Here is a 22,456-nt window from a genome sequence, read left to right as displayed (position 1 = left end):
TATACAGGATTTAGTGGTGCACTTATTTTAAAAAAGAAAAAGAGAAAGTTAAATATGTTAAAATCCTTTTTTAAAATCGTATATATTTAAAGGTGTTTTTCGTGTCTATTTTTGCTTTACAATCAATAGCTGGTGGTTTTCTAGATGAAGATTTAGTACATTTTAATAAAAAATTTGATGATTGGTGTATTCAATTTGAAAATTATGATGATGCTAGGGATATAGTTCAAACTCTTGAAAATCCAGAAATTATTGATATTGTAGAAATTACGCCATTAAGTTATCCAAAATATTTTTTTCATGATTTACAAGGCACTATTTATGTGACAAGACAAATAGAAGATAAAATTATTTGTGTTGTAGAACCTATCATGGGAGCTAGTTTTAGAATCGCAATTTGTGATCTTAAAACAAAAAATGTAAGATTAACAAAAACTCATTATAAAACTATTCCTAGTGTTGAAGGTGCTTTTGCTAGTTTTAGTGAGTAAAAAAAGTTGATATTAAACTAATTTTCCTAAAAGTTTTGGCATTATGATTCCTATTTCATTGTATTTATAGTCAAAACTTTCAACAACAATATCATATAACTTATGATTTTTGTATTTATTATGCCATTCAGGTTCTTTATTTTCATAAAAATTATAATACTCAAATCTTAATTTATAAGCCTCTTGAAGTATTTGTTTATCTTTGTTCACAACAATCCTTTAAAATAAAAAAAGGCTAGAAAAACTTCTAGCCTAAAATAAATCTAAATTTTGAATTTTAATTAGAACAATTTATCTCTCTAATTTTATTTAATAAATCAAAAACAATTTCTATATTATCTTCCATTTCTTTAGTTGTTGAGAAGATTTTTTCATTATTACTTTCATCTGCATATAAATTTACAGTTGATTGAACTAAATCATGAACTTTTTTATGAGCTACTTTTAAATCACCCCACTCTTTACTTTTTGCAAAAAGTTTATTTTCATTTGCATCTATCCATTTACCTAAATTACATTCATGATCATTTTTTACAGTAAATTTAAATCCTGCTTTACATAAAGCAAAATTTGTATTCTTAAAACTTATGTGATCAGATTTTAGTCTATTTATATCAATTATTAAATCTGTATCACAAACTCTTTTATGAGCATTTCTATCAAAACTTGTTTGATTTATAGTATTTTCAAGATGAGTTACTAAATCTGAAGTTTTAGTAGCCATATCATTTATAGTTGAAGCTAAAGCAGCATTTTGTTGAGTAGCTTGATCCAAAGAATTAACTGTATCATTTATTTGAGCCATTGCTTTTTGTTGTTCTTTTGATGCAGTTGCTACATCGGCAATTAATTTTGTTGTTACAACAATATTTTCATTTAACTCATTATATCCTTCAATCATTTTTGAAGTAATATCTTTTCCTTCTTTTGCTTTTATAGTTGCATTAGAAACTATTGTTTTTATTTCATTTGCAGCTTCAGCACTTCTACTTGCAAGATTTCTTACTTCAGCAGCAACAACAGCAAAACCTTTTCCAGCTTCACCAGCAGTTGCAGCTTCAACAGCAGCATTTAAAGAAAGAATATTTGTTTGGAAAGCTATTTGATCTATTACAGAAATTGCTTCATTTATAGCTATTACTTGATTATTTATTTCATCCATAGAAATAGCTGTTTTTTCAGCTAAATCTTTTCCAATATTACTTGATTTTGTAACATTTTGTGCATATTGTGCCATTTGAATAGCATTTTCACTACTTCTTGTAACTGTTGCAGATATCTCTTCAATTGCAGCAGCTGTTTCTTCTAAAGATGCTGCTTGCGTATTTGATGAATCACTTAATTTTTTAGAAGCATTTGCAAGTTCAGATGAACTTGATGATAATTCATTATTTGATTTTTCAATTAAACACATAATTTCGTTGATTGATGATTGAGTAACTTTTGCCCCACTTAATAAAGAAGCAATTATTCCTGTAACATTTTGAATATGAGGAATTTGATAATCATATTTTGCTGTTGATAATGCAATTAATGTTTCACTTAAAATAGTAAGATTTTTTTGCATTCTTTCTATCATATTATTAATTTCTTTTACTAAAGAATCAACTCCTAATGAATTAGCTTTTCCTTTTATTCTATCATTTAATAAACCAGCATTTACTTTTTCAATAATTTGTCTTGATTCTTCTATAACTATTTGATCCTGATTTAAGCCTTTTTCAATTGAATCTAAATAATTATTGAAACTATTTACAACTTCTCCTATTTCATCATTTGATTTAACTTCAATTCTTGTTCTTTCATTTGAATTATTTGAGATATTTTCAATTGAATTTTTTAGATTAAATATAGGAAGTAAAATATTATTTCTCATATTTACCAATGAAATACTCATTATAATTAAAACAGCAATTACTAAAATAATAAGTGCAACCCAAATAATATTTGAAGCATGATCAATAGCATTTTTAACAGAATCAATTGGTTCAGCAACTAAAGCAATACCAAGTTTTTTACCTTCAAAATCTGTTACTTCACTAAAAGTATAAAAATACTTGTCTGTAATAAGATATTTACTATTTAAAAGTTTATTAAAATCTATTTTTTTAGTTTCTTCTAAAAAATCTTTGTTTACAAATTTTTGTGAAATAAGATATTTATCTAAAGTGTCTTCTTTTTTTACATCTGCAATAGCTAAAGAAGTATCCATCAATAACAAGAAACCTCTTTTCTCTTCATCAAAAGAGATTGCAACAGAGTTTATTCCTTGCATAAATTCTAATGATCCAACATGCTCTTTATTTGAATCAAAAACTGGAACAACAGCTCTTAAACTTAATCCTGCTTTTCCTATTTCAAAACCATTTACTGCAATTTTATCTTTATTTACTTTTACAACACTTGCTCTAAATGAACTTAAATCATCTCCAAATTTTGTAGGTTGCCATGATCTTAAAAAAGAATGATTATCTTTTGTATGAAGGTGAACCTGAATATTTTTAAATGGAGTAGATTCTTTCATACTCGAAGATAAATTTGCTAAAGTAGATATAGCTAATTCTCTATTTTTTGTAGATAATGATTCTTTTATTGAAGAATCATTTGCAATTGAGATTGCATTTGAAATTCCTACTTCAAATTTAGCTTTTATTCTTTGATTACTTAAAGAATTTAAGTTTGTAGTTACATCTTGATAAACTTCTTTTGTTAAATCATTTCTATACTTATTTAATATAAAATATCCTATAACAAGAACTAATAATGTAACTATTACATTTGTTAGTGTGAATTTTTTACTAATACTCAAGTCTTTCATCTTTATCCTTTTGTGGAAATAACTTACATTTTATTGAAATATTCATTAAAAAAGATTAAATTTATAAAAAAATAATTTATCCCATTGGATATAAAATATCCTTTTGAATCTCTTCAATTTTTGCTAAAAGTTCATCATTTATCTTAAAATTAAATGCTTTTAGTGACTCATCTAATTGATTTAAAACTCTTGCACCAATTATTGTTGAAGCAACAAAATCAAAATGTTTTGAATATGCAACAGCTAAAGTAACAGGTGAAATTCCATATTCATGTGAAAGTTCAATATATCTTACTGTTGCATTTAGTGTTTTATCATTTACAAACCTTTTTGCCATTGCTTGAACTCTTATATTAGGATTGTTTGTATATGCTGTAAATCGTGCATCAGAAGGATAAAAATCATTATTATATTTTCCACTTAAAACTCCTCCTGCTATTGGAGAATAAGGTAAAAGCGAAATATTTTCACGTCTACAAACATTTGCTAATTCATCATGAAATCTTGGATTTAATAAAGAAAAATTATTCTGAATAGATTCAAATCTAGTTAGTTTTTCATATTTTGCAACTTCATTTGCTTTTGTTAGACCATAAGCACTATCATTTGAAGTTCCAATATATCGTACTTTTCCTTCTTTTACAAGTTCATCAAAAGCTTTTAATGACTCTTCAATAGGAACAACAGTGTCAGGCCAATGCATTTGATATAAATCTATATAATCTGTTTGAAGTTTTTTTAAACTTCCTTCTACTGCTCTTTTTATATGAAAAGAATCAATAGCTGTAAGTCCGTGACGAATTGGAGGGACAAACCAACCAGAAGCAGCACCAGCAACCTTTGTTGCTAAAATGATTGAATCTCTTGGTTTTGTTTTTAGCCATTCACCAACAATTTGTTCAGTAATACCTGTTGTATTTGCTTTGGGAGGGACAGGATAAAGCTCGGCTGTATCAAAAAAATTTATTCCATTTTCGTAAGCTTTATCCATTATTTTGAATGCTTCTTCTTTTGTTGTAGTTGAACCAAAAGTCATAGTTCCCATACAAATAGTAGAAACTCTTAATCCACTTTTTCCAATATAACGAAATTCCATAATATATCCTTTTTAAACTCTTAAAAAAATTTTAAGAAGTAAAATTCTATGTAAAACAATAAATTGTTTTTATAGGAATTAGATTATATCGTTTTAAGTTGATTATTCCATAATACAAATCTCTTTTTTTCTCATATGTTTTATAGTTTGAATAGCAACTAAAATAACAATCACTGTTGTAATTGTTGTAAGTACATAAGCAAGTAATTCATATATCCAATATTTAGTTAATTCATGCATTAAAATAGCACTTAAACTTACAGCTGCCATCGGAAAAGTAAATGCCCACCATGATATAAAGAATTTAATTTTTACAAAGTTTTTGTACATTACAAAAACTAGAATTGTAAAAAATAGCCCTAAATTAAATAAAATTTGTGCAAAAAAGTCTAAATTTCCAGTTAATTTTATATATGAAATAAATCCAATAGCAGGAGGTGCTATTAAGATAAATAGTGTTGGCATAAATTTTGGTGCAAATTGATTATGAAAAATAATTCTATTTAAAATAATAGAAAATAGAATAATCCAGAAAAAAATTCCAATTGAAAAATAAAAATAAAGAATAGAATCATCAACAAAACCTTTTCCAGCAATGGGAACGATAAGATTTCCAACAATAGGAATAAACCAAGCTGGATTTGAGTGTTGTATTTCAAGATTATTATTTATCCAAAATTTAATAGTGTAATAAGTAAAAAAGATATGAAAAAGTGCTCCAAAAATAAAAAATATTTCAGATATATTTATAGAATAAGCTCTAAAATCAATAGATAAAATCAACATAGATATAGAAAAAGCTGCAAAAAAGTTTACTCTTATTGGGTGGGTGAACTCTTTTTTAACTTCATCTTTAAATTTAATAAGTTTTAAACTATAAAAAATTAAAACAACAAAAAATAAAATTGTTGAAATAGCTATCATTACTGTGGCTATTAACATTGGGAAAAGAAATACACTACTCATTCTTTCATATACTAAAGTCAAACCACCTAATCCCATAATTGTAGCAAACATCATTATAGGGAAAAATTGCAATCTATTGGAAGGAATTGCTTTTATACTCTCTTGTTCTTGCATTATAAATCCTATTAAGATTAATTTATTATAATTAGAAAAAATTTAAAAGGTTTATTTTGGCAAAAAGTAAAAAAATCATAGATTTAAGTAAAGAAAATCTATCTTTTGAAGATAGAAATCAAACTATAAAACTATTGAATTTTAAGATAGAAAGTATGAGTTTAGATATTGCAATTTATGAAAAAGATAAATTTATCAAAAATAGCACTATGGTTTTCGCTCATCTACCTAAAAAGTTAAAAGCCAAACTAAATCCTAAAGAAAAATAATGTTTTTTTCTAAATATTTTTATAATTATAACTTATAAAATTTAAAGTTTGTTTTATTTTATATAAGTATAAATTATAATACTAAGGAAAATGTTTGAATTGGTTAGCACATATATTTTTATCTGAATCAAATATAGATTTTCAAATTGGAAATTTTTTAGCTGATCCCTTAAAAGGAAAAGCTTGGGAAAATGCCAATGAAGAGATCAAAAAAGGTATGTTTACACATAAACAAATTGATTCTTTTACAGATAAACATGAAATAGTAACTATAAGTAAAAAAAGATTAAGAGAAAAAGGTTTATTAAAACCTATAATCATAGATTTAACTTATGATTATTTTCTAACAAAAAATTGGGATAAATTTTGTAATGTTCCTTTGAAAAAATTTTCCAATAATTTTTATCATGAAGCTTATAAAAGAACTCCTTTTATGCCATATCAAGCAAATTTACCAATTTCACATATGATAGAAAGAGATTTGTTAAATAAATATCACACTATAAATCAACTAAAAACTTCTTTTTCAAGAATGGATAGAAGATTATCCCCTAGACTTTTACAAAGAGATAGTGCAAGCAGTTATTCAAAAACTGTAGTTGAAAATATTCACCATTTAGAAAAAGACTTTTTAGAATTTTTTCCACAACTTTGTAAAACTGTAAAACAAGATTTAGATAAAGATAGATTAAAACATTGGAGAATTTAGATGAAAAAGTTGGTTTTAATTCGACATGCAAAATCAGATTGGAGTAATCCTTTTTTAGAAGATTTTGATAGAGCTTTAAATAAAAGAGGATTAAAAGATGCTCCTTTTATGGCAAAAATTTTAAAATAAAAAGATATAAAACCTGATTTGATAATCTGCTCACCATCACTTAGAACAAAACTAACAAGTGAGTATTTTATAAAAGAGTTAGATTTTAAAGGTAAATTTATATTTGAAAAATCTATTTATGAAGCACCTTATGAAAATCTTCTAAAAGTTTTACAAAATATAGAAGATAAAAATAAAATAGCTTTTTTATTTGGTCATAATCCTGGAATTTCTGATTTAGTAAATTTTTTATCTAAAGAGTATTTTGAAAATATTCCAACTTGTGGTATTGTTGAGGTAGATTTTGATACTAAATCTTGGAAAGATATATCAAAAGAAAACTCAAAACTTATCTTTTTTGAATACCCTAAAAAGTATAAATAAAAATTTATACTTTTTTATTTCTTTTTATAAGTAAATATACAAAAAATGGCGCTCCAATAAAAGCTGTAACAACGCCAATAGGCAAAGTTGAATCAGTGTTTAAATTTCTAGAAATTAAATCAGAAAATACTAAAAAAATTCCTCCAAAGAAAAATACTGGAAATATCAAATTATGAGCACTTTGTTTATAAATTAGTTTAATTATATGAGGAATAACTAATCCTATAAAACCTATTGGACCTACAAAACTTATACTTATTCCAACACTTAAAGAAACTACAATCAAAAGTATTAAATTTATTTTATTTACATTTAGACCTTTTAAAAAAGCAGTATCATTACAAATCAAAAGTAGTTTAATTTTTTCTTTATACAAATAAATTATTAAATAAAAAACAAAACTTACCGCCATAAGAATAAAACTATTTGTAAATCCAACTGTATCTAAACTTCCAAGAGTAAATCTAACAATAGAATAGTTTTCTTGTAAATTACTCATATAAAAAACCAACATCAACGCAGAACTATAAAAATAAGATAATGCAATTCCTATTAATAAAATTGAGTTTGTAGAAACAGCAACAGAGTTTTTATTTATAACTCTTGAAATAAAATACAAAATCAAAATAGTAATAATCGAGCCAAATATTGATGAAATTGTCAAAGATAAAAAAGGAACAAAAACTATACCAATTGCAGTAAAAAGTGTAGTTCCACTTGCAATTCCCAACGTATATGGAGTTATTAGTTCATTTTTAAAAATGATTTGAAAAATCAAACCACTCAAAGATAAAATTCCTCCAACAAAAAATGCCAATAAAATCCTAGAAACTCTTAAATCCCAAAATACCATAGAAGAACTATTTGTTGAATCAAAAATTTCTTTAAAACTAAGAGTTACTTCACCTAAAAATGGCGAAATAATAACTATAATAAAACTAAAAAAATAAAGTAAAATTTTCATAAATTAACTACCAAATGGTTTTCTAGTTTTAAAATAGTTTTATTATAAAATTTTTCTAAATTCTCATTTGTAAAAAATTTTTCATGCTCATCAAAAAACGCTATTTTTCCATTTTTTACAAATAAAACTTTATATTTTAGTGCATAGGCTAAATCTAAATTATGTGTAATTACTATTTTTTGCTCCAATAAATCTGAATTTAATATCTCAAAAACTTCTTTTAATCTACTTATATCTAAATTTGCTGTTAATTCATCAAAAATCGTTATTTTTGCATTATGCATAATTGCACTTGCAAGAAGTAAAAGTTGCTTTTCACCTGAACTAAAAGCTTTGCAAAACCTATTTTTTAATTTTTCAAGTTTTAATAAAAAGATTATTTTATCTATTTTATTATTATCAACTATATCAACACTTGAGAGTTCTAAAAACTCTTTTAAAGTAATATATTCATCAAAAATAGAGAGTCTTGGAGGAATATAATTTATAAGTTTTGCTCTTTTTAAATCATCTATTTTTGAGATATTCTCTTCAAAAAGTAAAACCTTATCATTTGATATTAGATTAGATAAAACTTTTGCTAAAGTTGATTTTCCTGCACCATTTTCGCCCAAAATTATTAGATTTTCACCTTTTTTTAAAACAAATGAAATATCTTTTAAAATTGAACTATTGTAATTTTTTATCTCTAACATTTTCTAATATCTTCCTAAAATCTTTTATAAAAAACTCTATTCTATGGCTTGGTATTCCAGCGTATAATTTATCGATAGTATAAATATTATCATTTTTTGATGCATTTATTGGTAAATCTTTCCAAATTTTGATAATCTCATTTTGAGATTTTTTATCGCCTTCTAAAAATGGAGTTAATAAAACAATTATATCAGGATTCATATTTATAATTTTTTCTGTATTTACAACAGGTTGCGCATGATTTTTTGAAGAATAAGCATTTTGATTTCCACTTGCTTTTATAACATCTTCAAAATAGATATAATTCCCTGTTATATAAATTTGATTAGAAAGAGTGGTTTGTGGACTTATAACAATCAAGAATTTCTTATTTTCAACTATTGAATTTAAAGAATTTAAAGCATTTGTTATATTCATATTTAACTCTTTTGCTTTATCTTTTTTATCAAAAAAATCACCTAAATCATTTATAGTATTTTGAATAGTATTTATTGTATTTGTTTTATAAATCAAAGTTTTAATACCCAAAGCTTTTAAATTTGAATTTAGTTTTTCATCATAATCTTGCCCTATTACAACTGTTGGTTTTAATTTCAATATCTTTTCTAAAGAGATATTGTTATATCCACCAATTTTTGTAACATTCTTTGATTCTTCAGGATAATCACAAAAATTTGTATTTGCAACTACATTTTTTCCAACACCTAAAGCAAATACAATTTCATTTATTGATGGAGAGAGAGTTACAATTCTCTCTTCTGCCAACAAATTTATACAAAAAATTAGTATAAATAAAATTTTTTTCATATTAGAATTTTACTTTCATACCAGCATAATACGTTGTTTCAAAATTAATTGGATAAATTGCATCATCCCTAATCCACATTCCATTTTTTTCATCAAAAATATTTTGAATTTTCCCAAATAATTCAAGATTTTGATAAGTATATGAAATTGTAAAATCTGTAGAATTATACACTTCTTGTTTTTGAGTAAAATTATTTTCAAAATCATTAGATGCATAAGCGCTACTTTTATAAGTATGAGATAATATAGTATTTATATTATTTATATTATAACCTAAATTAACTGTAATATTGTGCTTTGAAACTCCTGGCAAATATTTACCATTATATGCACCATTTCCTTCATTTTCTTCATCAATTTTTGCAATAATATATGAATAATTAAAAGATGTATATAAATTTTCATTAATTAAATATTTATCAAATATCTCTAAACCATATTTATGAGATTTATCTATATTTGTATTAAATGAAGTTAACCAAGAACCAGTATTATAATAATAAATTTCATTTTTTAAATCAGCTCTAAATATAGAAAATTTAAATTTATTATTTTGTAAAATATTATTATATCCAACTGTATAATTATGAACTTTAGATGGTTCGATAAAATTATTAAACGAACCATAGGTAAAAAATTTATCAATATCAGGAGCTTGATAACTTCTATTATAATTTGCAAATATAGATGATTTCTCATCCAAAATATAGTTAACTCCTACATCGTAAGCATTTAAATAATCATCTTCTTCTAAACTACTTCCACTATTTGGTTGATATTTGTATTCAACATTTTCTCTTCTTACACCAGAAGATATTTTTAAATCATCTGTTATATTATATTCTGCTGATATGAAAACTGCTTTATTGTCTTTTGTAGTTATATCACTAGAACTTATTCTATCACCATTAAATCCATCAATGCCTACAGCAATTTTTAAATCTTCATAATTATAATTTAATTTACTTCCAAAAGATTTATAATCATAATTTGAAGCCCAACCTGAAGAATATCTACTTAACTTATTTTCATCATTAAAATCTAATTCAAGAGATAAATTATTATTTATATTATATTTAGCTCCTACACTTGTTACATAACTTCTAAAATATTGTTCTGTAAAATATGATGTTCTATTGATATTATTTTCATAATCATCTAATGTTATAGAACTTCCATATTTAGTATTCATATTTGAGTAACTTCTTGATAAATTTAATTCTAATTCATCTATTGGAAAATATGTTACACTAATCTTTTTATTTTTATTGTAATTATCATTTTTTTCATCATTGCTATTATATATATTTCCATCTGTTGAACTATAATCTGTGTAACCATTTATAATAACTTTATCAAAACTATGTCCAAAACTTAATGTTCCATTTTTAACACCATTATTTCCAACATAGGCTTTTATATAACTTTCATTAATACCATTAGTAATAATATTAATTACACCTGCATTTGCTCCATCACCAAACTGAACAGAACCTGTACCTTTTAAAATTTCAATTTTTTCAATGCTATCAATTGGAATTGAACTCAATAATTGTGGTGTAGAATCAATATTATTCATTCTTCTACCATTAACTAAAACTATAAGATTTTCACCACCATTTGATATTCCATAACCTCTTAAATCTAATAATTGAGAAAATGTATTCCCAAAATATGAATTAACATTAACAGAAGTTTGAGATGATAGAAATTCATAAATATCTTTTGATTTTGATTTATCAATATCTTCTTTTGTATATATTTCTGTAGAAAAAGTTGCTGTTTTTTCATCAGATTTAATTGCAGATGAATTAACTGTGATTGTTTCTAAATCTTGAGCTGAGAAAAGGTTTGTTGCTATTAGAAAGCTTGCAACTAAGCTTATAGATAATTTTTTTTGCATTATTAATTTTCCTAAATTATTATTTATATGTTATTTGTTGAATATAATTTGATTGGTTTTAATTGTTTTTGTAACAATTGTTTAGTAATTTTTGGCATTTTTGATAAAATAGAATGAATCATACAATTTATTGATTGTATTTTTTTATCTACAGTCGCAGCTAAAATTCCGAAAAGACTAAAGTATTTTCTATTTTTACTGATCATTATTTCCTCCTTTATAAAATTTATTTTGTTGATTTATATATGACAACTTAAAATTGATTTTGTTGGATCTGTTAGATATTCATAACCGATATATCCTATGTATATTCCAAAAGCAATTACTAAAATTGAAGCAAGTTTAATAAATAAATCTCTTAAATTTGATTGTTTAAAAAGTCCAACAAAAAAACCAAGAGAAAAAAGTGCAGGTATTGTACTAAGTCCAAAAATCAGCATTACAAATGCACCCCAAAATGCACTTCCTGTACTAGCTGCTGTAATTGCAAAAACATATACAAAACCACATGGAAGTAGTCCATTTAGCATACCTAAAAGATAAAAACTAAATAAAGAATCTGAACCTAAAAGTGATTTAAATGTTTTTTGATAAAAAGATGATTTTGAGCAACTATGTTCAAGCATTGTTAAAAACTTGATTTTTCCAAGAAGTGAAAGTCCAACTAAAACCATCATAAATCCAGTTATAAGTAAAAATATCCCACTTGTAAGATTATCAAAAGTCACAACTCCACCAACAAGACCAAATAAAGCTCCCAATATCATATAAGTTGTAATTCTTCCAAAAGAGTACAATAAATGAGCAATAGCTTGAACTTGTTTTGACCATTCAGCTTTTATTTTTGTACTTGAATATGCGATAACAATTCCTCCACACATTCCAACACAATGACCAAATGAACCTAAAAAAGCTATTGAAATAATAGTTATAATACTAATTGCTTCCATTATTTACCTAATAATTCTTTTTTGTAAACTGGATTTGCCATAGTTTCACCTCGAAGCATTTTTAAACTCATCTCTTCAAAAGTAATAAATCCATCTTGTTTATTTTCATAAGCACCAAATCCGTATCTCATAGGAGTTATATCTGTTTGACTATACCAAGCCGTTCTTCCATCTATATATTTTTTTGTATCGATAGTTCTAACCCAGATTTTTGCTTCATCTTTAAAAGCTTTATCTTTTAACCAATTTGCCATTCCACCGTGATCATGGAAAAACCAAGTTTTACCATCAGGAGCTACAACTTGAGAAACATAATCAAGATTATCAATAATCATCCCACAATCACTATCTTGATATTTTCCTAAAACTATATCAAGTGGTGTTTGAGTAGTATTACCCTCTTTTAAAACAACCATTTGTTTACTATTTGACATTGATAAAAATATTATAACAATGATGGCAATTATTACTATTATTGTAAAAAAAGGTAAGATTTTTTTCAATTGGAACTCCCAAATTTTAGCCGTATTATATTCACTTGTTTATAAAATTCAGATTATTAAGGCATAAAAAAAGGCTTTACAGAGGGAAAAACTGTAAAGCCCGTATTCAAATCTATTTCAGAGTATAGGATACAAAATCATATGTATTTAGTAGTAGGAGGATTTAATACAAATATCCTATGGAAGAATAATATCAGTTCAAATATTAAAATAAGATAAAAGTTCTCCTATTTGTTTATTTTTTTTAACTATTTACTTATATTTTTAATAATATAATAAAAAATCAAAAGAAAAAAGGAATTTAATGCGTCTAATAATGTTTGATATGGACGGAACATTGATTGATAGTGGATTTGCCATTACAAATACTATAAATTATGTACGAGAAAATTTAGGTTTTGAAAAATTAGAAAAAAATCATATTTTAGAAAAAGTAAATGACCCAACTATAAACTCAGCAGAGTTTTTTTATGGAACAAAAGAGTTTACACAAGAACAAACAAAACTTTTTGAAGAGTATTATAATCAACACTGTTTAAGTGATTTGGCTGTTTATGATGGTATTACTAAACTAATTGAAGATTTAAAAGGTGATTTTACACTTGCAGTTGCAACAAATGCAAACTCAACTTATGCATATAAGATGCTAAATCATGTGGGTTTAGCAAAATATTTTTCAACTATTTTAGGATATGACAGTGTAAAAAATCCAAAACCACATCCTGAAATGGTTTATAAAATTTTGGATAAACATAATATACAAAAACATAATGCACAACTAATTGGTGATTCTCACAAAGATATTATGGCTGCTACAAATGCAGGTGTTGATTCAGTTTTAGTTAATTGGGGATTTTCAAATCATGAAAAAGATGCAATTGAAACTGTTCAAGAGTTAGAAAATAAAATAAAAGCAAAATTTTACTAAGAGTTATTATGTTTGAAAGTATAAAAAATCTCTTTAAAAAAGAGGAAGTTTTCCCTTGTATTATTTTTGATGGAAAAATTATGAAGTATCTTGACTTAACTCAAAAACAAATAGATAAACTTCAAGAAGAAAATAAAGATTGGACAATAACAAAAAAAGAGGAGTGTTAAAGTTTTATAAACTTATATTCACCCTCTTTTAAATCTTCTACATCAAATCCTGCAAAATTTAATCTATGAAGTTTAACTACCCTATTTCCTACTGCTGCAAACATTCTTTTTACTTGATGATATTTTCCCTCAACAATTTCAAGTCGAACTTGTGTTGGAGTTATAATTTCAAGAATAGCTGGAAGTAAAGGTTTCTTTTCACCATTTAGCATAAGTTCTCCACTTGCAAAGATTTGAGCTTCATCACCTTTTAGTGGTTTTGCAAGTGTAGCTTCATAAACTTTTATAACATCACTTTTTGGACTTGTTAATCTATGATTTAAGTCTCCATCATCTGTTAAAATAATAGCTCCTGTTGTATCAACATCAAGTCTTCCAACAGTTGAGATTTTTGGATTTCTTCTATTCCAACGTTGTGGAATTAAAGAATAAATCAAACTTCCTGCATCATTATGAGAGCAAATAAAACCATTTGGTTTATTTAATAAAATAGTGATTGTTTCAGCATCTATTGGCTCACCATCAATTTTGATATCATCATGATATGCTTTTAAAGATGGGTCAAAAACTCTTTTGTCTTTTACTAAAACTTCAAAAATTCTCAAAAACTTTTTTGCTTCACCTCGTGTACAATATCCCAAACTAGACAGATGTGCATCTATTCTTTTATAACTATTTGCCATAAATTCCTATCTTTTTCTTTTAAATTGGTCGGATATTAACATTTTTTTCAATAAAATACAAATATGAAATTACTTGATAAAAAATATAAAATCTATTTATTAGATGATGATAACTTTGATTTTCCAACTTTGGAGATGATGAAAGATGATTTAGTTGCTGTTGGTGGTGACTTTCATCCTCAAAGACTTATAAATGCTTATGAAAATGGGATTTTTCCTTGGTATATTGACGATTATGGTTATATTCATTGGTTTTCTCCAAATAAAAGAATGGTGTTAAATCCAAATGAAATGAAAGTATCTAAAAGCCTAAAAAAATCAATAACAAACAAAGGCTTTGTTGTCAAATCAAATGAAAACTTTGAAAGAGTTATGCGTGAATGTGCCGAAATTAAACGAAAACATGAAGATAGCACTTGGATAAGTGAAGAGTTCATACAAGCTTATACAAACTTACATGAACTTGAAGTTGCATTTTCTATTGAAACATATTTGGATGATGAGTTAGTTGGTGGACTTTATGGACTTGTTATTGGTGATGTTTTTTGTGGTGAAAGTATGTTTGCAAAGGTAACTGATGCTTCAAAAGTTGCTTTTTATCATCTTTGCCAATGGGCAAAAGAAAATGAAATCAAAATCATAGATTGTCAAGTTTACAATGACCATTTAGCTAGTTTGGGAGCTAGTGAAATAAGCAGAGATGAGTATTTTAAAATATTGGGCGTAGATTAATTTACTCTATTTTTAGCCCAAGTTTTTTGCTCATCTTTTGGTAAAAAAGTCCAAGCTACTATTCTACTTATCTTTTGACCGTGAGCCATTTCTATTGTTTTTACTTCTACTGCTTTTAGATCTTTTAATGCTTTATAAATAAAAGGAAGATTCTCTTTTTTTGATACAAGAGTTGTAAACCAAAGACAGTTTTTTGAAAACGCTAAACTCTCTTTTATCATATTTTTAATAAATACTATTTCTCCACCTTCGCACCAAAGTTCGTTGTTTTTCCCACCAAAATTTAGAGCACTTTTTGTACTTTTTTGTTTTGTAAGATTTTGAACTTTTCTTTTATTTCCTGCTAATGCTTCATCTAATGATTTATGAAAAGGAGGATTGCATAAAGTAAAATCATATTTTTCATCTTTATTGATAATATTTACAAAAATATTAGAAGGATTTTCTTGCTGTAATACTTTGATATTTTCTTTTAAAATTTCATTTGAATTTATGATATTTAAAACTGATTCAATAGAACTTTTTTCTATATCACTTCCTAAAAACTGCCAACCATAAACGCTAACACCAATAATAGGATAAATACAATTTGCTCCAACTCCAACATCTAAACCTTTTATAGCTTTTCCTTTAGGAATTTTTCCATTGTTACTTAAAGCTAATAAATCCGCAATATGATGTATATAATCAGCTCGTCCAGGAATTGGAGGACATAAATATCCTTTTGGGATTTCCCAATTTTTAATCCCATAAAAATGCGATAATAAGGCTTTATTTAAAGTAATAACAGCCTCAGGATTTGCAAAATCTATTGATAAATCACCATATTTATTTGGTTTTACAAACTCTTTTAGACTATCTTGAGATTTTATTAAAGTAGTAAAATCATATCTATTGTTATGAAAATTTCTGGGATGTAGTGTTTTTGTATTTGACATATCTTATTTTATCCTATTGATAATGAAAATTGTATTATTGATTTTCTAAGTATTTGCAACTTTTTATTTTAATAGTGTAATATTTCTTACCAATAATAAGGAGAATATGTGGATTATAAAAAATTTAGTGAAATTTCACCTTGTGATTATGCAGGAACTTTAAAAAGAGAAAGTTTTATGGATGCTGGAATAAAAGAGCTTTGGTCAAATATTCCTAGAATCTCAGGTCCTGCATTTACTGTAAATATGGTTGCAGGAGAAAATTTAGCACTTCATAGAGCTATTTATGAAGCGCCAGTTGGTTCTATAATAGTAGCCCAATCAAATACAATGGATTATGCAGTGATTGGTGGAAATGTAGCCACTATTGCGTATAACAGAGGAATTGTAGGTTTTGTGATTGATGGTGTTGTAAGGGATATCGCAGAGATTAGAGAAAAAAGAATTCCAATGTTTGGACGTGGTGTTTTAGCAATGCCAGGAACAAAAAAACAAGCTGTTCCAGTAAATACACCAATAATTGCTGGTGGAATAAATGTAAATCCAGGTGATATAATAGTTGCTGATGAAGAAGGAATTGCAGTTATTCCAAAAGATAGAGCCGAAGAGATATATCAAGAGTGTAAAGAAAAAGTTAAAAAAGAGTCTGCTTTGAGTTTTGAAGAGTGGGCAAATAGACACAAAAAAAATATAGACTCATTTTATGAGTGATTTTTAAGATATTAAGAAAAGATTAGATTTTGCTATCTTTTCTTAAAATAAAAAGTATAAATTTTCTCAAAATAAAAAGAATTTTGTATAAAAATTTTGAAAAAGTATTATCGTAAGCAAAGAAAAAGTGCAATTTTCCCAAAATCGTAGTTTTATCAACTGCACTATTTAAAAACTCTAAAGCTTTAGCTCCTTGAAAACAATGATTTTCATAAACAACTATAAAACCATCGTTTATATCTAGGTTTTTACAAATATTTTCTAGTTCTATTTTATTTTTTCTTGCATCTATTAGTTTTAAATCAAAACTCTTTTTTAGCTTCAAAAAGTTTGTATAGTTTTTACAAAAAGGGCACTCTTCATCGTAAAATATGATTATTTGATTAGTTTTCATTTTCAAAATATATCAAAACTTTTGCGATGATTCTACAATCCTCTTTTTTATAAACAAGATGAGAAAAATCAGGATTTATAGATACAAAAAACTCTTTTTGCTCTATAAGACTAGCTTTTTTTATCCACATATTATCATCTTTATAAATCAAAAATATTGCTTCATCTTCAAACTCTTTTTGAGATAAATCAGCAACAACCAAAGAGTTATCAGAAATAACTGGTTGCATAGATTTACCTTCTATTTTTGAGACAAAAAGTGAAGTCTTAGAGTATGGAACTTTAATCAAATCCTCTTCAAACTCTAACTCTTTTTTTACTATTTTGTTATCTATTTCTTGGTGGTATTCTAGTTTTATTTTGTTCATTGTTTTTAATTTATTATACTTACTATTTAACTCTTTATTTAATATTATAAAAATTATTTAAAAATTTAAAATAATCCATTCATAATATAACATATAAAAGAAAATTTTTTTTAATTATTACCTCTGTTCAAATTTTAATAATTGCTATATTTTCTCTTATATTAATATAAAATACTAATATCCTAAAAAAAGAGATATAAGAATATCTCTTTTTTATTATTTACCTTTATTTGAGTAGTTATTCCCTCTTTTATTATTAGGATTTAACTGTGCACCTCTATTACCATTAACTTTTGCATTTGCAACATTATTACCAGATGTTCCTTTATTTTTATTTCCTTGATTAGCTTTATGATTATCATTTGCCATTTTTTATTCCTTTTTTATTATTTTTTGATAAAGTTATTATCAATTAAAGAATTATGCAATAACCATTAAGGACAAATATGGGGACAAAAGAAACTAATTTAGAAAAATTCAAAAAATTATGGATTATTTTTGAAAAAGAAATAAAAATATCTACAAGACTTGAGACAAACGACTTAAAAGGTTTTGCAAAATATTATGAAAAACATAGTGATACAAATGAAGAAAATGATAAAAAAAGAGTTTTAGATAAATTAGAAAAGTGGCATAAAAGAATAATAATACAAAAACAAAAAAGCATCAGAGAAGTTACTTTTTTGCAGCTACAAGAATATTGTAAATTTTTAAATAATGGTTACTTTATTCAAGAGCTATTAGAAGATGAAACACCTGAACATTGGTTTGATTAAATTAAAAAATTTAGTCACATTCATTGTAACGGTTTCTCAAAATTTTTTCAAGTTTTTCTATACCTAATATTCTAGCTCTTTGTGCATCAATTACACCTGACATAGACTCAACAGCACAAGCACATCTATCTCTAACAAAAGTATATGAGCCAAATAATCCAATGCAAGTTTTCATCATTTTATATTCAGTTTTCACAGATGCTCTATTTATATTCAAATAAGCATCAGCAGTAATACCCAATCCACTTCCAATAAGAATTGTAGTCATTGCAGATAATATAGGTTTTCTATATTTTTCACCAATTAAAGGTTTCTCGCATTTCTTGCATCTTATTTCTTTAGATAAATTTATTTTATTTTCTTCTAAACAATGTGGACATTCTATATCTAGCGTATTTTTTATTTCTTCACTCAATTTTTTTCCTTGTCTAATTTTAAAAATCAAGTATATTATATAAAATACTCACAAATAACTCTTTTTTATTTCTAAACCTCTACAACCCGTTCAAACATCTCTTTTATCTCCATTTCATGGCTGATCAAAAATATTTGTCTATATTGTTCTTTGATTGTATGAAAGGCTTCAAGGATTTCCATTCGTCTTGTATCATCTTGACTTCCAAAAACTTCATCAAAAGCTAAAAACTCTACACTATTTGCACCACTTAATTCACTCAAAGTTTTAGAAATGGCGATTCTTAAAACCAAGTTTGCAAGGTCGATTTCACCACCACTAAATCGCTCTATTGGATATCTTTTACCTTCATCATAGATATAAAAGTCAAACTCATTTGAAACCTCTATATGTTGATATTTTCCTTTTGTGATTTGAGCAAACATAGTTGAAGCAATATCAGAGATTCTTGGAGCTACTTTTGAGTTTAGTTTTGTTTTAAACTCTGCTAGATTTATTTTGATTTTTTCATAGTCGTTTAGGTCATCTTTTTTTGTTTGTACTTTTTTTAGTTGAGTTTCATTGTTTGATAAACTCTCTTGTATAGTTTTGATTTGTCCTTGTATAGTTGCTATTTTTACTTTTAAATCATTTATTAGACTTATTAGACTATCTTTTTGTTTTTGTACCTCATCAAACTCTTTTGATTTTTCTTGATGTTTTACCTCATCATAGTCTATAGCTTTATACTCTAAATCTTTTTGAAGAAGTTCTAGATTGTATTTATCTTGATTATTTATAGAAGTTTGTAACTCCTCTTTTATAGTATCAACTCTTTTTAGCATTGTTTCAAGAGAGAGTATATACTCATACTTAGTTTTTAACTCTTTTTGTTTTAAAAGCAGTTCTTCATGTAAGTTCTTATCATAACTATAGATTTCAAGTTTACTTAACTCCTCTTTATTTTTCACTCCCTTTTGTGTCACTTTTTCAAAGTGTTCTTTTAGGGCTAATAAATCTCTTTTTTTATTTTCTATTAGATTTATCTTTTTAGAGATTTCAAAATGCTCTTTTATATATGCTTTTTGTTGTTCTTCTAGTTTTTCTTTTTCATCTTTTATATTTGCTAGTTGTTCTTTTGCAGTATCTATCTTTGTATTTTGTGTATTTGTTACTATTTGCTCTAGTGAGAATATAACACTATCATACTCATCTAAAAGAGGTCTTGTACAAGTTGGACAGTTTGATTCACGTCCAAGTGTTGTGATATTTTCTATTTTCTTTTTTATATCAGCTATTAGCTTCTCTTCACCTGCTATTTCTTGTATTACTCTTTTTTCATCTAACTCTTTATTTGTTAGTAGTTGTTTATACTTTTCTATACTCTTATCTAACTCTTTTTCTTTTTCTACTAACTCTAAATGCTCTTTTGTTTCAAACTCTAATACTTTTATACTATCCTTTGCTTTTGTGTATTGTTCTCTTAACTCTTTTTGCTCTAAAAGTAATCCATCTTTTCTTAGACTATACTCTTTTAGTTTATCTTGCTCTTTTAGAGTTTCATGTAAAGTTATATACTCTTGCTTTATAGTTTGTAAACCTTTTAACTCTTCTTGTTTTGTATATAGAGTATTTAATTCCGTTTGTAGTTTCTCTTGTGCTTTTTGGTGAGAGTTGATTGTATTTGTTAAAAGTTCACATCTAGCTTTTAGGCTTTGTTTTTGTTCTTTTGTTTTTGTAAGTTGTTCTAACTCTTGTTTTATAGTAGAAGCTTTTTTATTTAACTCTTCTAAAACTAAACTTTGTTTATCTATCTCTTTTAAAAACTCTTCTTTTTGAGATGTTTGTTCAACTATGTTTTCTTTTTTTATAGTTATATCTTCACTACTTAGTAATACTTCTTTAAAAGCATCTATCTCTCTTTTTAATTCCCTACTTTTTTCTATTAACTCTTTTTCTACAAAATCTATCTTTTCAAGACCAAGAAGTTTTCTAATCATCTTTTTTCTATCTTCTGGTTTACTATTACTTAAACTTGTAAGTTCTTTTTGACTAGCAAATAGTGTATGCATAAAAGCATCTTTACTCATCTTTGTTAGATTTGAGATAGTTGTAGTTACTTCTTTTGCACCTGTTGTTATAAGTTCTTCGTTTTTATATAGTTTTGCATTTGCACTTAATGTCTTTCCTCTAAACTCTCTGATGATTTTATATATACTCTCACCTATTTCAAAATCAAGTTCAACACTTACAATATCTTTTGAAGTTGCATTTGCATTTCTTACCACTTCTTTATCACCTTTGTTTCTTAGTTCTCCATATAAGGCAAATAAGATAGCTTCAAAAATAGTAGATTTTCCACTACCATTTTTCCCTATGATTCCTATAAGTCCTAAATCAAAAGAGATTTCAAAAGAGTTATACTTTTTAAAGTTTTCTAGTTTTAGTTTAGTTAGTATCATAACTTACCTCTTCATACTTAGAAAATAATTCTTGTGTCTTTTGTTTTAGTCTTTCATACTCTATATCATTACAACTCTCTTTTATATGCTCTAAAAAATACTCTTCAAGTGATATAGCTTCAAGATTATCAATATTTGATGAGGTAGTATCTTTTTTAAACTCTCTTTTTATACTAACACTTAAAGCAGTTGGGAATAACTCTTTGATTTGTTTGTTTTGAATATCTATTGAAGAAAGTGGTGTAAGATTTGTTAGTTTTACTTCTACTATAGCATTTTGACAATCACTTGTATCTAAAGCTTGTATTGAAACTTCATAATCTTCACAATCTATCTCTTTTTGTCTAATAGCTCTTATGTTTATCTCTTTATAGTCTATAGTAAGTGTATCTTCAATATTTGCAATTATAAAACCTTTTGAGTTTCGTTTATCATTTAGACTTGTTCGCTCAACGCTTCCACTATAATAAACATTTTCGTACTTTCCAACTTTTCCAAAACCATGCCAATGACCAAGAGCCACATAATCCATCTTTTCAAATATATACTCTTTGTTTGATGGATATACCCATTCTCCAAACTCACTCATCAAATACCAAGCACCAACTGAACAGTGCATCATCATGACATTTTTTTTGTTTTCGTCTATATTTGCTTCACAAAAGTTTATTTGCTCTATTGCAATATTTTCATCATTCATATGAGGTAAGGTATGAAATACTACATCTTCAAACTCTATTTTTTTATACTCTTGATTATATGAAACATAGATATTTTTAAAGTTTTCAAATATCTTTAAAATAGGAGAACTTAGATTTGTTCGAGGAGTTGAGTGATTTCCAGCTATTAAAATAAATGGAATATTTAAATCATTTATCTCATTGAATTTTTCAAGTGCAAAGGTAATTGCTCTATTACTTGGACTTGCTCTATGAAATAAATCTCCCGTATGGATTATGTAATCAGGTTTTATTAGTTTTATTTGTTCAACTACTTGAGAAAAAGCATCATAAAAGTCTGCTTCTCTTTGGTTTATATTGTTTTCATTTATAATATCTAGGTCATTAAAACCTAGATGTGTATCGCTAAAATGTAGTATTTTCAAAGTTTGTTCTTTCTTTTT

General features: G+C 25.8%; 29 protein-coding genes. 10 read left to right on the top strand and 19 right to left on the bottom strand.

What is annotated here, in order from left to right; all coding sequences use genetic code 11:
- Positions 1–101: 101 nt before the first annotated feature.
- Positions 102–491: a hypothetical protein gene (locus tag ADFLV_RS07630; protein WP_129011593.1), complete on the top strand. Its 390-nt coding sequence runs from the start codon at positions 102–104 to the stop codon at positions 489–491.
- A gap of 12 nt (positions 492–503) precedes the next feature.
- On the opposite strand, the gene ADFLV_RS07625 is transcribed toward ADFLV_RS07630, so the two are convergent.
- The 4 genes from ADFLV_RS07625 to ADFLV_RS07610 form a co-directional block, all read right to left on the bottom strand.
- Positions 504–701, bottom strand: a complete 198-nt coding sequence (locus tag ADFLV_RS07625; protein ID WP_014474186.1) for a hypothetical protein — start codon at positions 699–701, stop codon at positions 504–506.
- A 67-nt stretch (positions 702–768) separates the two neighbouring features.
- Positions 769–3,309, bottom strand: a complete 2,541-nt coding sequence (locus ADFLV_RS07620) for a methyl-accepting chemotaxis protein (protein ID WP_129011592.1) — start codon at positions 3,307–3,309, stop codon at positions 769–771.
- 76 nt (positions 3,310–3,385) lie between these two features.
- Entirely contained in the window at positions 3,386–4,405 is a 1,020-nt protein-coding gene (locus ADFLV_RS07615; RefSeq protein WP_129011591.1) for an aldo/keto reductase, read from the bottom strand.
- Positions 4,406–4,507: 102 nt separating this feature from the next.
- Complete coding sequence (locus ADFLV_RS07610; RefSeq protein WP_129011590.1) at positions 4,508–5,485, bottom strand: SLAC1 anion channel family protein; 978 nt, start codon at positions 5,483–5,485, stop codon at positions 4,508–4,510.
- Between the two features lie 56 nt (positions 5,486–5,541).
- Here ADFLV_RS07610 and ADFLV_RS07605 point away from each other — a divergent pair, with 56 nt between their 5' ends.
- The 4 genes from ADFLV_RS07605 to ADFLV_RS07595 all read left to right on the top strand — a co-directional run bounded on the left by ADFLV_RS07605 (position 5,542) and on the right by ADFLV_RS07595 (position 6,955).
- On the top strand, positions 5,542–5,754 hold the full coding sequence (locus tag ADFLV_RS07605) for a hypothetical protein (RefSeq protein WP_014474182.1): 213 nt from the start codon (positions 5,542–5,544) through the stop codon (positions 5,752–5,754).
- Positions 5,755–5,848: 94 nt separating this feature from the next.
- Positions 5,849–6,463, top strand: a complete 615-nt coding sequence (locus tag ADFLV_RS07600) for an acyl carrier protein phosphodiesterase (protein ID WP_129011589.1) — start codon at positions 5,849–5,851, stop codon at positions 6,461–6,463.
- Positions 6,464–6,592, top strand: a complete 129-nt coding sequence (locus ADFLV_RS15230; RefSeq protein WP_268812262.1) for a SixA phosphatase family protein — start codon at positions 6,464–6,466, stop codon at positions 6,590–6,592.
- An 18-nt stretch (positions 6,593–6,610) separates the two neighbouring features.
- Positions 6,611–6,955 (top strand): SixA phosphatase family protein, encoded by a 345-nt coding sequence (locus ADFLV_RS07595; RefSeq protein WP_228712396.1) that lies wholly within the window; start codon positions 6,611–6,613, stop codon positions 6,953–6,955.
- A 4-nt stretch (positions 6,956–6,959) separates the two neighbouring features.
- On the opposite strand, the gene ADFLV_RS07590 is transcribed toward ADFLV_RS07595, so the two are convergent.
- From ADFLV_RS07590 to ADFLV_RS07560, 7 genes are read right to left on the bottom strand one after another with little or no spacing between them, the layout of a single operon-like run.
- Positions 6,960–7,919, bottom strand: a complete 960-nt coding sequence (locus ADFLV_RS07590) for a FecCD family ABC transporter permease (protein WP_129011588.1) — start codon at positions 7,917–7,919, stop codon at positions 6,960–6,962.
- Positions 7,916–8,614 (bottom strand): ATP-binding cassette domain-containing protein, encoded by a 699-nt coding sequence (locus tag ADFLV_RS07585; protein WP_129011587.1) that lies wholly within the window; start codon positions 8,612–8,614, stop codon positions 7,916–7,918. The genes ADFLV_RS07590 and ADFLV_RS07585 overlap by 4 nt, the downstream gene beginning before the upstream one ends.
- Complete coding sequence (locus tag ADFLV_RS07580; RefSeq protein ID WP_129011586.1) at positions 8,589–9,422, bottom strand: ABC transporter substrate-binding protein; 834 nt, start codon at positions 9,420–9,422, stop codon at positions 8,589–8,591. Before ADFLV_RS07580 ends, ADFLV_RS07585 begins: the two co-directional genes overlap by 26 nt.
- A 1-nt stretch (position 9,423) precedes the next feature.
- Complete coding sequence (locus ADFLV_RS07575; RefSeq protein WP_129011585.1) at positions 9,424–11,325, bottom strand: TonB-dependent receptor; 1,902 nt, start codon at positions 11,323–11,325, stop codon at positions 9,424–9,426.
- A 23-nt stretch (positions 11,326–11,348) separates the two neighbouring features.
- Entirely contained in the window at positions 11,349–11,531 is a 183-nt protein-coding gene (locus tag ADFLV_RS07570) for a hypothetical protein (protein ID WP_014474175.1), read from the bottom strand.
- 33 nt (positions 11,532–11,564) lie between these two features.
- A complete protein-coding gene (locus tag ADFLV_RS07565; RefSeq protein ID WP_014474174.1) occupies positions 11,565–12,275 on the bottom strand; it encodes a sulfite exporter TauE/SafE family protein in 711 nt (236 codons plus the stop codon).
- Positions 12,275–12,778 (bottom strand): hypothetical protein, encoded by a 504-nt coding sequence (locus ADFLV_RS07560; RefSeq protein WP_129011584.1) that lies wholly within the window; start codon positions 12,776–12,778, stop codon positions 12,275–12,277. Before ADFLV_RS07560 ends, ADFLV_RS07565 begins: the two co-directional genes overlap by 1 nt.
- A gap of 304 nt (positions 12,779–13,082) precedes the next feature.
- Here ADFLV_RS07560 and ADFLV_RS07555 point away from each other — a divergent pair, with 304 nt between their 5' ends.
- Positions 13,083–13,706 carry an HAD family hydrolase gene (locus tag ADFLV_RS07555; RefSeq protein ID WP_129011583.1) on the top strand — a complete coding sequence of 208 codons (624 nt, stop codon included), beginning with the start codon at positions 13,083–13,085 and terminating at the stop codon, positions 13,704–13,706.
- Between the two features lie 8 nt (positions 13,707–13,714).
- Positions 13,715–13,876 carry a hypothetical protein gene (locus ADFLV_RS07550; protein WP_158310008.1) on the top strand — a complete coding sequence of 54 codons (162 nt, stop codon included), beginning with the start codon at positions 13,715–13,717 and terminating at the stop codon, positions 13,874–13,876.
- Here the strand turns inward: ADFLV_RS07550 and ADFLV_RS07545 are convergent.
- Positions 13,873–14,559 (bottom strand): pseudouridine synthase, encoded by a 687-nt coding sequence (locus ADFLV_RS07545; RefSeq protein WP_129011582.1) that lies wholly within the window; start codon positions 14,557–14,559, stop codon positions 13,873–13,875. The two genes, ADFLV_RS07550 and ADFLV_RS07545, sit on opposite strands and share 4 nt — an antisense overlap.
- Positions 14,560–14,622: 63 nt before the next feature.
- On the opposite strand from ADFLV_RS07545, the gene aat reads away from it, so the two are divergent.
- Entirely contained in the window at positions 14,623–15,291 is a 669-nt protein-coding gene (aat, locus tag ADFLV_RS07540) for a leucyl/phenylalanyl-tRNA--protein transferase (protein ID WP_129011581.1), read from the top strand.
- On the opposite strand, the gene rlmF is transcribed toward aat, so the two are convergent.
- Positions 15,288–16,229: a 23S rRNA (adenine(1618)-N(6))-methyltransferase RlmF gene (gene rlmF / locus ADFLV_RS07535; RefSeq protein ID WP_129011580.1), complete on the bottom strand. Its 942-nt coding sequence runs from the start codon at positions 16,227–16,229 to the stop codon at positions 15,288–15,290. The genes aat and rlmF overlap by 4 nt on opposite strands.
- A 108-nt stretch (positions 16,230–16,337) precedes the next feature.
- Between rlmF and ADFLV_RS07530 the strand changes: the two genes are divergently transcribed.
- On the top strand, positions 16,338–16,940 hold the full coding sequence (locus tag ADFLV_RS07530; RefSeq protein WP_129011579.1) for an RraA family protein: 603 nt from the start codon (positions 16,338–16,340) through the stop codon (positions 16,938–16,940).
- Between the two features lie 22 nt (positions 16,941–16,962).
- On the opposite strand, the gene ADFLV_RS07525 is transcribed toward ADFLV_RS07530, so the two are convergent.
- From ADFLV_RS07525 to ADFLV_RS07515, 3 genes are all read right to left on the bottom strand, one after another.
- Positions 16,963–17,334, bottom strand: a complete 372-nt coding sequence (locus ADFLV_RS07525) for a DCC1-like thiol-disulfide oxidoreductase family protein (RefSeq protein ID WP_129011578.1) — start codon at positions 17,332–17,334, stop codon at positions 16,963–16,965.
- Entirely contained in the window at positions 17,324–17,701 is a 378-nt protein-coding gene (locus ADFLV_RS07520) for a S24 family peptidase (protein WP_129011577.1), read from the bottom strand. Before ADFLV_RS07520 ends, ADFLV_RS07525 begins: the two co-directional genes overlap by 11 nt.
- A 216-nt stretch (positions 17,702–17,917) precedes the next feature.
- A complete protein-coding gene (locus ADFLV_RS07515; RefSeq protein ID WP_129011576.1) occupies positions 17,918–18,070 on the bottom strand; it encodes an alpha-amylase in 153 nt (50 codons plus the stop codon).
- Positions 18,071–18,147: 77 nt separating this feature from the next.
- Between ADFLV_RS07515 and ADFLV_RS07510 the strand changes: the two genes are divergently transcribed.
- Positions 18,148–18,477 (top strand): hypothetical protein, encoded by a 330-nt coding sequence (locus ADFLV_RS07510; RefSeq protein ID WP_129011575.1) that lies wholly within the window; start codon positions 18,148–18,150, stop codon positions 18,475–18,477.
- A gap of 10 nt (positions 18,478–18,487) precedes the next feature.
- Here the strand turns inward: ADFLV_RS07510 and ADFLV_RS07505 are convergent, their stop codons facing one another.
- From ADFLV_RS07505 to ADFLV_RS07495, 3 genes are all read right to left on the bottom strand, one after another.
- Positions 18,488–18,892 (bottom strand): hypothetical protein, encoded by a 405-nt coding sequence (locus tag ADFLV_RS07505; protein ID WP_129011574.1) that lies wholly within the window; start codon positions 18,890–18,892, stop codon positions 18,488–18,490.
- 71 nt (positions 18,893–18,963) lie between these two features.
- Positions 18,964–21,333: an AAA family ATPase gene (locus tag ADFLV_RS07500; protein WP_129011573.1), complete on the bottom strand. Its 2,370-nt coding sequence runs from the start codon at positions 21,331–21,333 to the stop codon at positions 18,964–18,966.
- Complete coding sequence (locus ADFLV_RS07495) at positions 21,320–22,438, bottom strand: metallophosphoesterase family protein (protein ID WP_129011572.1); 1,119 nt, start codon at positions 22,436–22,438, stop codon at positions 21,320–21,322. The genes ADFLV_RS07500 and ADFLV_RS07495 overlap by 14 nt, the downstream gene beginning before the upstream one ends.
- Positions 22,439–22,456 lie beyond the last annotated feature (18 nt).

Origin of the sequence: Arcobacter defluvii (assembly GCF_013201725.1) — a bacterium.
Lineage (GTDB): Bacteria > Campylobacterota > Campylobacteria > Campylobacterales > Arcobacteraceae > Aliarcobacter > Aliarcobacter defluvii.
This window is presented reverse-complemented; position numbering and strand designations above follow the sequence as displayed.